The sequence below is a fragment of the Paenibacillus sp. FSL W8-0439 genome (assembly GCF_038008995.1).
GTDB classification, from domain to species: Bacteria; Bacillota; Bacilli; order Paenibacillales; family Paenibacillaceae; genus Paenibacillus; species Paenibacillus polymyxa.
In genome coordinates this window covers 1514372-1527638 of record NZ_JBBPAK010000001.1, presented here as the reverse complement: position 1 = coordinate 1527638, position 13267 = coordinate 1514372, and the positions used below count along the sequence as shown (strand labels likewise).

Here is a 13267-nt window from a genome sequence, read left to right as displayed (position 1 = left end):
AACTGAGAGCAATCTGTTTCAATATTCAATTCAAGCCGAACTCGCATCTGCATCGGACGGCAACTTCCAACAAGAAAGGTGATTAGCAATGAAAAACATCGGATTTATCGGACTGGGCACGATGGGCGCCCCGATGGCATCCAATCTGCTAAAGCAGGGATTCGGAGTCACAGTTTATAATCGTACCGCTTCGCGCTGCGAGCCCTTGGTAGAGCAAGGCGCACGTGCAGCTTCAACCCCTCGTGAAGCGGCCGAAGGGCAGCACCTGGTCATTACCATGGTCAGCGATGATCAATCAATACGTGACGTGTATTACGGTCAGGACGGTGTGTTTGCTGGTCTTACGGCTGATATGACCGTGATGGACAACAGCACAATTTCACCTGAGCTGGTCAAACAATTGGCCGTCGAAGCGGACAAGCTGGGCTGCTCCTTCATTGATGCCCCCGTAACAGGCAGCAAGCCTGCCGCTGTAGATGGAACACTCGTGTTCATGGTCGGCGGTCATGCAGAAACGATTGCGGCACAATCAGATGTTTTTGATACCTTGGGCAAAAAGGTGCTCCATATGGGACCAAATGGTAGCGGGGCCGTGGCCAAGCTCGCTCACAATACGATGGTCGGTATAAATAACCTCGCTCTGGCTGAAGGCTTTGCCATCGCAGCTAAATCCGGCATTCCAGCAGACAGCTTCCTAGAATTGGTACAGCTCGGATCGGCAGGTAGCAAGGCCGCTGACCTGAAAGGGCGCAAAATCATCGAGCATGATTTTAGCAACCAATTCTCACTTGCCCTGATGCTCAAGGATTTGAAGCTCGCTGCCTCACTAACAGACAGCCTGTCCATCCCTACGCCTATGTTGTCCATTGCCAAAAGCTTGTTTCAAGCCGGACAAACACAAGGCTATGGCGACGAGGATCTATCTGCTGTTGTAAAGACATACGAAGCATGGATTGGCCGCACCATTGGTGGTCAGCCTCTTGAGTAAGCTGTACTTTTCTTTGTAACCATGCTGCTGTGTGTTTGTATTTATAACACAGCTTTAGGGTAAGAACACTCGGCTTGTAGCTTGAGTGCTCTTACCCTTTTCAGCTCATTATTCCGGATAAGAACAGCAATAATCCGTTACACTTCGTACTTCCAGCTTGAAGGAAGACTTCGCAGGTACATGGAAGGTCGATGTGCCATGTATCTCCAGCCATTCCTCAGTACCTGGAAGCATCACTCTCAGGTCCCCTGCCAAAATCTCCATAATCTCACGGGAATCCGTACCGAACTCGTATGTTCCCGGCAACATAATCCCCAGTGTTACCTTACTACCATCACCTAGGATAACTGTGCGGCTTGTAACCTGACCATCGTAATAAACATTTGCTTTTTTAACTACGCTTACTCCATCGAACTGTGTCATTCGTTATCCCCTCATCTGCTCTCAATGGTGAATGAATATGGTGCATCATAACATAATTTGGATTCCAGCTTCAGTATGAAAATACACACTGTATCTGCGTACTCTATCCACTGATAATTCAAAGACATTTTATCGCAAAAAACAAATGTATGAAACAAACAGCCGTAAGCCTTACTCAGGTTACGACTGTTTGTGATACATGGATTGCCACAGCAGGTAAGTCGTTTGCCAGCAATACACGATCATTGCTTTATGGACAAACTCTTCCTAATTGCTGATGCTCCAATGTTTTATTTCAACAAAGCTTTGACACGGCTAACAACATTCTCTACTGTAAAGCCGTATTCCTTAATTACACGGTCACCAGGTGCGGATGCGCCAAATGTGCTGATACCGAGAATGTCGCCTTGGTCGCCAACATATTTTTCCCATCCCAGTGGATACGCCATTTCTACAGCCAAACGAGCTTTAACTTCAGGCAGCAGAACGGAATCTTTGTAAGCTTTGTCTTGTTTTTCGAACAGATCCCAGCTTGGGAAGCTGATAACGCGTGCTTGAATACCTTCTTCTGCCAGTGCTTCCTGTGCTTTAACAGCCAGTTGTACTTCGGAGCCTGTAGCCAGAATTTGAGCAACCGGTTTGCCGTCTGCTGCATCTGCAACCACATAAGCACCGCGTTTGATACCTTCGCGTGCATGCTCAGCAGTAGCAGCCAGGATTGGCAGGTTTTGACGAGTCAATACCAGTGCAACCGGGTTTTTCTTGTTTTCCAGCGTGTAAGCCCAAGCAGCAGAAGTTTCATTACCATCAGCCGGACGAATGACTGTCAGGTTCGGGATAATACGCAGAGAAGCCAATTGTTCGATCGGCTCATGAGTCGGACCATCTTCACCAACAGCAATACTGTCGTGAGTCAGAACGTAGGTTACAGGCAATCCCATCAGAGCTGCCAGACGAACGGCTGGACGCAGATAATCTGTAAATACGAAGAATGTACCGCCGAATACTTTTACGCCTTGGTGCAACGCCATACCGTTCATCGCAGCAGCCATACCGAACTCGCGGATACCGAAGTAAATATTACGGCCAGCGTAGTCTTCTGGCGTAAAGTTCGTCAGGTTGTTCAAGTGTGTCATTGTGGAGCTTTCCAAGTCAGCAGATCCGCCTGTCAGGAAAGGAACGTTTGGAGCCAATCCGTTCAGTGCATTACCAGAAGCTACACGAGTTGAAACCGCTTTGTCTTCTGTAGAGTATTTCGGAAGGTCACGATCCCAACCTTCTGGAAGATCGCCGTTTACAGCAGTTTCAAACTGAGCTGCCAAATCAGGGTGAGCCGCTTTGTATTTCGCAAATTGTTCATCCCATGCTTTGTTAGCTGCGATACCGCGCTCTTTTACTTTAGCAAAGTGCTCGCGAACCTCTTGTGGTACATGGAAATCCTCTTCGTATACCCATTTGTAGAATTCTTTAGTCAGTTTAGCTTCTTCTGATCCCAGCGGGGAACCATGAGTACCACCGTGTCCGCCTTTACCTTGTTTGTTCGGGCTTCCGTAACCAATGACTGTTTTTACTTCAATCAATGTAGGACGTGTCGAATCGGCTTGTGCTTCTTCAATTGCTTTTTGGATCGCTGGAAGATCATTTCCATCTTCTACGCGCAGCACTTGCCAGTTGTATGCTTCAAAGCGTTTGGCAACACTTTCGGAAGAGGACAGATTAAGCTTGCCATCCAGTGTAATATCATTGGAATCGAACAATACGATCAGCTTACCCAGTTGAAGGCGACCAGCCAACGAAGCGGCTTCATGCGAAATACCTTCCATTAGATCGCCATCGCCGCAAATAGCATATGTGAAGTGATCTACAACTTTAAAGTCATCTTTATTATATGTTGCACCCAGTTGTGCTTCTGCCATAGCCATACCTACGGACATTGCCAAGCCTTGTCCCAGAGGTCCAGTTGTAGCATCTACACCAGCAGTGTGTCCAAACTCAGGGTGACCCGGTGTAAGGCTGCCCCATTGACGGAATTGCTTCAGCTCTTCCATAGGTAGATCATATCCGCTCAGGTGAAGAAGGCTGTATAGCAACATAGAACCGTGTCCTGCAGATAGTACAAAACGGTCACGGTTCACCCATGTTGGGTGATTTGGGTTATGGTTCATTGTTTTAGCAAAAAGTTGGTAGCCCATTGGCGCGGAGCCCATCGGCATACCAGGGTGTCCCGAATTCGCTTTCTCGATGGCATCAATTGCCAACGTACGGATCGTTGTGATGGACAAATTGTCAATGGTGGAGTTTTCATCCTTTTGAATCGCTTGATTCTGGTCAGTCATGGTTTGCCTCCTCATATTGTATAAAGTATGTCAATTGCATTCCGTCATACTCTCCAATGCTCCCGTCCGATATAGAAACAGGGCTATCGAAGTGAGTGAATCTGCTTGAATGTTTCAATATGACTTATACATTCTTAAGTATTGTACCATTTGCCGTGAAAGTTTGCCAGATCGTTTATAAAGATGATTGTCGAAATGGTCGAATTGTAGTACAGCCCTCATATCAATATACCCGTTATGTATTAACATCATTTAAAAAATAAAGAAATCGCAAAAAAATTTTTATAGGTTCCAGATATAATGCAAATACCTACCCCACACAAAAAAACAAAGCCCATTATGCAATGGGCTTTGTTTAATCTGACATGTAAACTCACAAGTTTTCATGAATTTGAAATTGTTAAGTTCAATTAAAAACGACCGTTTTGTTCTCATGAACCAATATACGATCCTCTGTATGCCACTTCACGGCTCTTGCCAACACGACCCGTTCAATCGTGCGACCGATCCGTTTTAGCTCATTTACATCATCTCCGTGGCTCACCCGCTGCACGTCCTGCTCAATGATCGGACCACCGTCCAATTCTTCGGTTACATAATGCGCAGTAGCACCAATAATTTTCACACCGCGATTATAAGCTTGGGCATACGGCTTGCCACCCACGAATGCAGGCAAAAAGGAATGATGGATATTGATAATCCGGTTGCGGTAATGCTCAATAAACTTAGGCGAAATAATCTGCATATACCGGGCCAAAATGATCACGTCAATCTCTTCGCCAATGACCTCTAGCTGACGACGCTCTGCCTCTGGCTTCGTGTCGGCTGTCACTGGTATATGGTGATACGGAATGCCAAAGGATTCCACATACTCCTTCATATCCGGATGATTACTAACCACCAGTGAAATATCCGCATCCAGGTCCCCTGCCTGCCACTGCCACAGCAATTCTACCAAACAGTGATCTTCTTTGGAAACGAAAATAGCCAATTTTTTCTTGCGACTGACCGCAGAAATCGTCCACTCCATACGGAATTGCTCGGCAACAGCGACAAAGTCCTGCTCCAATTGCGACTGAGCTGCACTCAAATTAGGCAAATCAAATTCAATCCGCATAAAAAACATACCGCCGGACGGGTCCATTGTATATTGGTCAGATTGGACGATATTGGCCCCATGCTCGTACAAAAAGCGGGACACGGTCGCTACAATACCTGGCCCATCTGGACAAGATACAAGCATGCGCGCACGGTTTTCATGTGTAGATACAGTGCTGTTTGGCTGATGTTTTACGTGAATTTCCATGTGGCTATTAGTCCCCCTTATCTTATACCGTCACAGGCAGATGACTACCCGCAAACCAGGCAATCAACCGTTGATTAATGTGTTCTTCGCTCATCTCTGGAAAGAGTGCTGCTTCCATTATCATGTCATACAGACGCTCCAGCGGCTCACGTGGATCTGCTTTTCTTGCTTTAGCATCATTTTTCAGCAGAGTCCAGGTATCCAGTACAAATTCACGGACATCCACATCCTGTTTTTTGAAAAACGAATGCAGCTGTTCCACCTGACTCAAAAACTCATCTCCAAAGCGTTCCTTTACATTTCCGCGAAGCAAGGCAATCTCAACCTCATACATTGGTCGTTGAGTTTTGGCTTCTTTCCCGATCCACGGCGTCTCCAAAATAAACGGACGTCCTTGAAGTGCTTCATGATGTACCACATTATGAATAGTCTGATAACCAATCCAGCCCGATCCAATCGGTGTATGGCGGTCTTTATGCGCACCAACTGGATTTTTGCTGTCATTAATGTGGACAACTGCGATGCGATCCAAGCCGACAATACGGTCAAATTGCTCCAGTACACCGTCCAAATCATTGACAATGTCATAACCCGCATCATGAATGTGACAGGTATCCATACAAACCGTTAGACGCTCGTTGCGCTCTACTTTATCTATAATGGAGGCAATTTCCTCAAAGCTACGACCCATTTCTGTGCCCTTGCCTGCCATCGTTTCAAGTGCAATATTGACATCTGTCTCCTTCACACCGTTCAGTACCTCGTTCAAACCATCAGCAATGCGTCCAATTCCGTACTCTGCATCTTTATCTGTAAAAGCCCCCGGATGCAGCACGATATTTTTTACACCAATCGCATGTGTGCGCCGAATTTCCTCCTGTAGAAAACTGACTGCAAGCTCATAGGTATTTTCTTTGTAGGAACCGAGATTGATGATATATGGAGCATGCACCACGATATCTTCCATTCCCTTTTCCGCCATTAGCTGCTTGCCTTCCTCCAAATACATGGACTCCATCGGCTTACGGCGCGTGTTTTGAGGTGCCCCCGTGTATATCATAAACGAGCTGGACCCGTAAGAAGACGCTTCTTTTGTAGCGCTGAGCAGACCCTTGTCCGAGAAGGACACATGAGAACCAATTTTCAGCATGATTTTGATTCATCCCCCTATCCTGTTATGCTTGTCTTATTTTAATTTAATCATTTTAACGTGATTATTGAAATCAAACAACATAGCGTTTATGGCAACTTTTTTAAATGACTCCCTTTATGGAACATACAGACATAGCACACATCAGAGTAGATGTTATTGAAATGTAGGTAGAATAAAGCGTGAATGGATCTTCTTAGCGTACACAGATATGTTCAATATGAAGCTTTTGTATCAAAAAGGGTTATATTTTATAACAGAACTATTTTTTCGAATTGGAAGGAGAACTGACTCCATGAACATCATCGTATGCGGAGGAACTGGATTGGTGGGGAGTGCGCTGGTCAAAAGCTTGCTAGATGACGGATATACGGTGAAAGTCATTACCCGCAAGCCGCTGGTTGGACACGAAGCGAGCCCCCGCTTGCAATATATGAGCTGGAACGAATTAAAACAAAAGCCTGAATTACTAGAAGGTACAGATGCGGTCGTTAATTTAGCAGGTGAGACGCTGAATCAGCGCTGGACGGACAAGTCCAAACAAAGAATTCTTCAATCACGACTGCTTTCCGTTGCCCGGTTGGCTCAAGCGTTGAATGCTCTGCAAAAGAAACCGGAAGTTATCATTCAGGCTTCGGCTGTTGCCGCCTATGGTACCTCCTTGACCGAAACATTTGACGAAAAAAGTCCGCGCCGTTCGGAAGATTTTCTGTCTCAGGTGGTTGAGCAATGGGAGGAAGCTGCCAATGCCTACCCTGCCGATGTCCGTCTAATTAAGTTACGCATCAGCCTAGTGCTGGACAGAAAAAAAGGAGCATTCTCACTCATGAAGATGCCTTACGTCTTCGGATTCGGTGGAAAAATAGGGAGCGGCCATCAATGGATGAGTTGGATTCATATTGCCGATATCGTTCGTCTGATCTCGTATTGCATTCATACACCAGAGATTTCCGGGGCAGTGAACGCTTCATCACCACATCCTATGACGAACGACCAATTTGGGAAAACAGTAGCTAAGGTATATCGTCGTCCACACTGGTTTCCCGTTCCTGGCTTTCTAGTTCAAAAGCTATTGGGTGAGATGAGTACGCTTGTATTAGACGGCCAAAAGGTAATACCGCGTAAAGCGCTGGAGCACGGATTTAAGTTTAAGTATTCTTCACTGAAGGAGGCGCTAGAGGAACTTCATTCTCCTCACAAGCAGCGTTGAATTAAAAAATGAACTCTATGGAGGATAGATGATATCTTTGTATCTCTACCAGCTTAGGGTTCATTTTTGATTTAGACATAATTTATCAATTAAACTTGAGATCTTTGAGTTGCCTTGCTTCAGGCCTATGAATAATCTTCTATTTATAAAAAAGAAGCCCAGAATATAACAGGCCTCTTCTTAACATATATCCATTTAACGTTTACTCAAGATGCATTAGAGGATTTAAAAGAGTCCAATCGATAAGTATAAGAGACTCCAGCGATTTTAAAAGTGTCTCCATCCTGCATGGTATACTCCTTATAAGGCACCATAGGCTCTCCATTCAGCACAGTTCCGTTCGTCGAGGATAAATCCTTCACAATGTGGCTTTTCCCTCCTGTAACTATACAAATCTCAATATGAGAACGAGAAACTCCATCCGTATGCTCTACAAACTGGACCAATTGCGGATCTCTACCGATGATAAAGCTGCCTCCAATGAATTGGTCGGGCTGCAACCGTATGCGCTCGGTTTCTCCACTCCCAGGTAACTTACGATCCAAGCAAGCAATTGGCGAGTGCTGAACAGTTGGACTCTGTATGTCTTGATCTGGACGAAGCAGCACGGTTTCCTGCTTGGATACCGTATTGAGTAGCTCCGTTACCCCGGACAAGGACTTATAATAAGCCTCGCTGGTATCGCTGTCGTCCAATTCATTTCCCGGCGCGGAACCTTTCCTCGAAGGCTCGTGCAAGTCATAATTTGTACTTACTTTCCCTCTATCCTCCGTCGTTCGGCTTCCCATGCTTTTAGGTTCTAAGTCTGGAAAAGTCCAACGCCAGCTCTCCTGTGCTTGATCACTTGAATCAGTTGATGGCTTGTCTTGATGATGGCGTCCCGCTACAAACCCAGTCAGCTTATCTACCTGATAACGGTCATTTTTTCGTTGTGCTGGAGGAGTAGTTCCTAACCATTCCGAATCCAATACAGGTACTGCTTCACTATAAAAATGAGATGAAGCTCGATTGCGCTCTAATTTCCCCGTCCAGCTTATATAAGCAACAGCGACAAGTACCGAAGTCAGCACAATTGAAATAAGCAAGGACACCGTCTCAGGATGATCCAAATAAATATAACGCCAAACAATGGCCGAAGCGAGCAGACATCCGAGAGCAATGTATGTTTTATATTTTTGTAATTTAGGCTCCGCCTGTTCATCTTCCATTTCGTTGTCGGCTCCTAACTCGACATTCTCCTCTGATTTTGTGGACTGCTTGAGTCGATTGACTCGCTTAAGCTCCTGAATTTCCTGCAGAGTCTCCCGATGTTCTTGCCCGTACGTTCTTCCTCCACGATCTGTATCGTTACCCTGTATGGTATGAGAGGAATGAACAGATGATCTACCTTTATCCAGACCCCCGACGCTCTGTTCACTGGCCGTCATCCCTTGCAACAGTAGTTCCTTCAACGCGCCCAACTCAAATTCATTTCTCTCGCATAGATCGAGTATGCGCTGTATAGATTCTCCCTGAGGGTGAGCCACACGAGTCATCAAGCGAATAACCATCTGCTTAAAATAACTATCTGTTTGTTCCGTATACTGTACACTGCACAAAGGAACATAGGTCAAACTGACGCTTTCCCTTGTACCTAAACCGCTTATAAAAATGTAATCCTCGTGCAAAATAAACTGGCGGATATTTAACATATATTGTGGGCTACGATGAAGAGCATCTACTATTTCAAAAAGAATCCGGTAGAAATCAGAAATCGACACATTCCCACCTTTCCATACTTGGGAAAGCATACGTCGCGCCGAAATATCGTAATGTAACTCGATCTGAAAATCGACTTCTTTGATTCTAAGTTCCAGTAGACCGGGAATCCGATTGCCAGTCATCATTCGGGTCTGTACAGAATTTAAATCATCGGTCTTGAGCCCGCCTTCCTTGTTTAGTATCATAAACGTTCCGCCATTACGAACAAAATCCCTACTTAAACCAAACAATTCATGACCTCCTTACAAATTCTTATTCCCTGAGGTAGCATGATCTCACGAATCGGACACGTCATGACAAGAAGTAAAGATAAGCACTGACCGCTCCCGGAATAACTGCTGTCATAAAAGGAAACCTGAGGTGTGCTTCTCTCCCGCTTGTCAGCGCTTTGCCGCTGCGAAACAGGAAAAATCCTCCCAAATTAAACGCCACGCGTCGCAATCTCATGATGGTTTCCCTCCTCCATAGCAAAATCCCTATACCAATAATGCCTGCAAAAAAAATCGAATATAGAGCCGATTGCCATGCAAAAGCAGCTCCTGTCCAGGCTCCAATTAAGCCGAACAGCTTTACATCTCCTGCACCAATTGCTCCCATCCAGTACAAAATCAGCATGAATCCAAAGCCGGTGCCAAGACCAGCAATAGCAAATAGAAAACCGTGCCAACCTCCGAACAGAGTATTGAACAGCAAGCCTACCGCTATGCCGGGCAATGTAAGCTTATTAGGTATTTTCATGCTTCGTAAATCTGTCACTAGCGCGATCGCCAGCAGAACTCCGCACACAATATACATCCACGTCAATGCGATCTTCCCCCTTATAACAATGAAAATTAACAGGCCTGCTAAATCATTTTTCATTGTAGTTATCTCTATACATCTATATCTAGCCTATCCATCAGTTGTCTTCTGCACAGAAAACGGAACCTCAATACGTTGGCCATCCTCCGTTTCAATTACAAAGCTCCATTGACCTGGTGTTGTGTTTGTTCCCACAAACCAGTTCCATTCAACAATCCCGTCTGCATCGGCCGAGGTCCAGCCCAAGTGCTGAGCTGTGCTTTCACCTGACTTATAGAGTACAGAAAGGGTAGCATTCGTCCCAGGTTCAACCTTGGCCTTGATCAAATTGTATACACCCTTCACAGCAGGTTCAGGCTTGACGAGCAACTGTATGGAATGCTGCGCATCCTTCTCCCCTGTTGCATCACCTGTACCTGCCCCCTCTCCTGTATCACCAATCCAAAGACGTTCCTCAGCTGCCGCTTGGAGCACAATGTTGCGATACAAAAAGGGAACCTTCATCGGCAGTTCATACGATAGCTCTACTCTAAAATAAGGGTCCTTAGTTTCTGTAAGAGAGGGTACATGTACGCTCGTTATGTGAATACGGTCATACTCCAGAATACTTTTCTCCATAAAAGGCTTTAGCATCGGCTTCAGAACAGGATCAAGTGCAGCCTCCGTCAAGCGTCCCTGTAACTCCTCCAGCGGCTTTTTGCCGCCTTGAATAGCAGTTTCTACCCAATCACCGATTGGAGGTGGCAGTTGGGCAGCGAATTGGCTTGCGTATTCACTCACAGATAACTTAGGAAGTTCATCTAGCGGTTTGTGGACTGCATCTATTTTAGCGGACGCCGCCTCCACGGCTAGAGACACTGGGTAGATTTTAGCCGAAACCTGCTTAACTGTTTCTGAAGCAGTAGTCTGCAAAGCTGTGGAGACCAGTGTCATTTGGACCATATAAATGAGAAAAATAATAAAAAACAAAAACAATGGCAGCACCAATGACGCTTCTAAAACAATACTTCCTTGTTCACGCTGCTTCTGTCCACACACCTGTTGTAGATACTGATTAGTAGGAAAAATGCGCTGTTTTCGTGACATAGTACACACTTCCCTTAATACTCTCGCCTTCTTTGGAGGCGGTTCCGAGCATCTTCATTACTCCAGGTAGAAACCACAGCCTCATCCCATTCTTGACCTCACCCTTTGCATACGTCCGTCGCTCAGCGGGATTGACATCTGTATTCAAGCGAATCAAAGCAAGCATACGAGACATTTTTCGTTCATTATTGCTATGAAGCATCAGGAACAATCGCAAATGATCCTTGTAAGTCATTCGAAATTTCAGAAAGTCAGACAAAGGCACATCCCCTTTTTGTGCCAGCATGATCATATCTTCAATCGCCTTCTCTACTCCATATAACAAAGCTGCCGCCAAAACGACCAACGGGTTACCCTTTGAACTGTTTTTGACCAGTCCCTCCATCGTTCGAATGGCAAGCCTCATAGCAAAAATTTCCCCATAGGCAGATGCCAGGTTACCTGTCGGATTATGAAACCCATACAAAATGTACTCAACTTCCTGATTATTCACCTCCAACTGGTCCCCTAAAATCTGTGCAGCATTACCCACATTTCCACCTGATCCAGCCAAATTGCCAAATCGGCTGAAATCCACATGATGGAAGTAAGAAAGCGCATATTCATTCTGGTAAAACTCATCTCCCAGTTGAGTCAGTAAGTTGGATGCCGCCTCGTATAGACCATCCATACTATCCATGGAATCCCCCGCTGCATCATAGGTGTCATAGGACAAATCAGCGGATACAGATGGACTGGATGAAGATTGATTAAAAGAAATACTTTCATTGTAATACTGCTCCACCACTCGGAATTGCTCAGCACTTTGTTTACCTTTAGAAAGAACCTCAATGATCCGATAAGCTTGCTTGAGCTTGTTTTTCGCCTCTTTTTCCATTTTCTTGCGTTCTTTGTCCGGTCCGCGTCGCGTATCCATCGTTCTAGCCTCACCGTCGAGAACATTGGCGGGTCCCGCCCAAGCATACGTATTTAAGTATTTATCTATCTCCTTGAGCGTTGAAGCAACTTCTTGCTTGAGCATGTCTGCATTCAAAAATGGATCTGTATAGAAAGATAGCGTACGCATCATACTCGTTACTCTATTGTTAGCAGCATTTATTGCAGTCCGTTGCTTTTCGATTTCTGCTTCCCATTGCTCAAATTCATTGTTCGGAACCAACAAATCCTCTGCCCTTTGCCGGGCACTTCCTACAGACGGATCGGCGTTGGAGCCTGCTCCGCTTGGGGTGGGGGCTGCGGAAACCTCGTCATAACCTGCATTGGCCGCTCTCTGTTTATATTGGACAATGACTTTGCGCATTTCTTCATTAATTTGCCGAGCTTCATTCAAAGGTTCCTTGGCTTCCAGAAGCAGCTTATCATGCTCCTCTCCAGTCTGAACCATGACCTGTCGCAGGCGATCCAGCGCTATCCTTGCCCTTCTTGCATATTTCTCCATCTGCATGATTTTAACATCGTCCACACTCTTCTTGTTGTCCTCATATACATGCACGTAATGCTTATATTGAGCAGCAATGTCGGCTACAACTTCAAGTGGGTCCCATATATACTGATTGGGCATATATGTCCCCCTCTGTTTAATAATCCGTTTGCGAACCTCTTCCATATAAGCTCCTGCCTTACGCTGTTTCTCCAGCATGTCATCCAGTTTGGCCTCTCGTCTGTCGTACAGCTTTTGCAGCCGTTTCAGCAAATCTACCGTGTGTGAAGCCTCTTTCATATTTTGAGAGAGCGGCTTTAGCTTTTCTAGCACTTCCATCGTAAAATCGACAGGTGCTTTATACTTCATCTCTTCACGGATTTGCTCGTTAAATATGGCATATTTACCAAGCTCCCTTTCCATTTGCAGTGAACTGGAATCCAGCTTCATATTCATTAGCGGCAGCGTTTCCGCGCGCGCCGTACGCCGTGTACTGTCATTCAGCACTTTGACCATTATTTGTTCTCCGCCACCTTCACCATAAGCAAACAAACCGTATTCCTGCTGTAATGCCGGGTCATAAGCAGACATCACTGACCGAACCGCCGCATAGGTCAGCCGTTCAGTCTGTACATGCAGCGCAGCAATTCTCGCATAATCAATAAATACAGCAATAAAACCAAACATGACCGCCAAAATCAGAATGAGGAAAACCGTGACAGCCCCTGATTCCCTGTCCTTTGTATTACGTCCCTTACCAAACACCCGCTTCCTCCTTTCCAGTTA

At 45.6% G+C, this 13267-nt stretch carries 10 protein-coding genes; 2 read left to right on the top strand and 8 right to left on the bottom strand.

Annotated features, from left to right (window positions below):
- The first annotated feature begins 88 nt into the window (after positions 1 to 88).
- Positions 89 to 988, top strand: coding sequence for an NAD(P)-dependent oxidoreductase (locus MKX36_RS06505; protein WP_340864434.1), 900 nt, complete (start codon positions 89 to 91; stop codon positions 986 to 988).
- Between the two features lie 108 nt (positions 989 to 1096).
- Here MKX36_RS06505 and ppnP read toward each other — a convergent pair whose 3' ends face one another.
- The 4 genes from ppnP to MKX36_RS06485 form a co-directional block, all read right to left on the bottom strand.
- On the bottom strand, positions 1097 to 1411 hold the full coding sequence (ppnP, locus tag MKX36_RS06500; RefSeq protein WP_016820673.1) for a pyrimidine/purine nucleoside phosphorylase: 315 nt from the start codon (positions 1409 to 1411) through the stop codon (positions 1097 to 1099).
- 290 nt (positions 1412 to 1701) lie between these two features.
- Positions 1702 to 3747 carry a transketolase gene (gene tkt, locus MKX36_RS06495; RefSeq protein ID WP_340864433.1) on the bottom strand — a complete coding sequence of 682 codons (2046 nt, stop codon included), beginning with the start codon at positions 3745 to 3747 and terminating at the stop codon, positions 1702 to 1704.
- Positions 3748 to 4153: 406 nt separating this feature from the next.
- Positions 4154 to 5053, bottom strand: a complete 900-nt coding sequence (gene purU / locus MKX36_RS06490; RefSeq protein WP_025364333.1) for a formyltetrahydrofolate deformylase — start codon at positions 5051 to 5053, stop codon at positions 4154 to 4156.
- 22 nt (positions 5054 to 5075) lie between these two features.
- The gene (locus tag MKX36_RS06485) at positions 5076 to 6203 is read right to left on the bottom strand and encodes a deoxyribonuclease IV (RefSeq protein ID WP_016820676.1); all 1128 of its coding nucleotides are present in this window, start codon (positions 6201 to 6203) and stop codon (positions 5076 to 5078) included.
- A gap of 295 nt (positions 6204 to 6498) precedes the next feature.
- On the opposite strand from MKX36_RS06485, the gene MKX36_RS06480 reads away from it, so the two are divergent.
- Positions 6499 to 7413 (top strand): TIGR01777 family oxidoreductase, encoded by a 915-nt coding sequence (locus MKX36_RS06480; protein WP_017426554.1) that lies wholly within the window; start codon positions 6499 to 6501, stop codon positions 7411 to 7413.
- A 206-nt stretch (positions 7414 to 7619) separates the two neighbouring features.
- On the opposite strand, the gene MKX36_RS06475 is transcribed toward MKX36_RS06480, so the two are convergent.
- The 4 genes from MKX36_RS06475 to MKX36_RS06460 form a co-directional block, all read right to left on the bottom strand.
- Complete coding sequence (locus MKX36_RS06475) at positions 7620 to 9404, bottom strand: DUF6382 domain-containing protein (protein ID WP_340864432.1); 1785 nt, start codon at positions 9402 to 9404, stop codon at positions 7620 to 7622.
- A 61-nt stretch (positions 9405 to 9465) separates the two neighbouring features.
- On the bottom strand, positions 9466 to 9978 hold the full coding sequence (locus MKX36_RS06470; protein WP_013369967.1) for an A24 family peptidase: 513 nt from the start codon (positions 9976 to 9978) through the stop codon (positions 9466 to 9468).
- An 87-nt stretch (positions 9979 to 10065) separates the two neighbouring features.
- A complete protein-coding gene (locus tag MKX36_RS06465; protein ID WP_340864431.1) occupies positions 10066 to 11061 on the bottom strand; it encodes a pilus assembly protein in 996 nt (331 codons plus the stop codon).
- On the bottom strand, positions 11030 to 13246 hold the full coding sequence (locus MKX36_RS06460; RefSeq protein ID WP_123796918.1) for a DUF5702 domain-containing protein: 2217 nt from the start codon (positions 13244 to 13246) through the stop codon (positions 11030 to 11032). Before MKX36_RS06460 ends, MKX36_RS06465 begins: the two co-directional genes overlap by 32 nt.
- Positions 13247 to 13267 lie beyond the last annotated feature (21 nt).

What these genes read in the sequence shown, in the direction of transcription:
- MKX36_RS06505 (WP_340864434.1), top strand. Translation starts at nt 89, where the DNA reads ATGAAAAACATCGGATTTATCGGACTGGGCACGATGGGCGCCCCGATG.
- ppnP (WP_016820673.1), bottom strand. Translation starts at nt 1,411, where the DNA reads ATGACACAGTTCGATGGAGTAAGCGTAGTTAAAAAAGCAAATGTTTAT.
- tkt (WP_340864433.1), bottom strand. Translation starts at nt 3,747, where the DNA reads ATGACTGACCAGAATCAAGCGATTCAAAAGGATGAAAACTCCACCATT.
- purU (WP_025364333.1), bottom strand. Translation starts at nt 5,053, where the DNA reads ATGGAAATTCACGTAAAACATCAGCCAAACAGCACTGTATCTACACAT.
- MKX36_RS06485 (WP_016820676.1), bottom strand. Translation starts at nt 6,203, where the DNA reads ATGCTGAAAATTGGTTCTCATGTGTCCTTCTCGGACAAGGGTCTGCTC.
- MKX36_RS06480 (WP_017426554.1), top strand. Translation starts at nt 6,499, where the DNA reads ATGAACATCATCGTATGCGGAGGAACTGGATTGGTGGGGAGTGCGCTG.
- MKX36_RS06465 (WP_340864431.1), bottom strand. Translation starts at nt 11,061, where the DNA reads ATGTCACGAAAACAGCGCATTTTTCCTACTAATCAGTATCTACAACAG.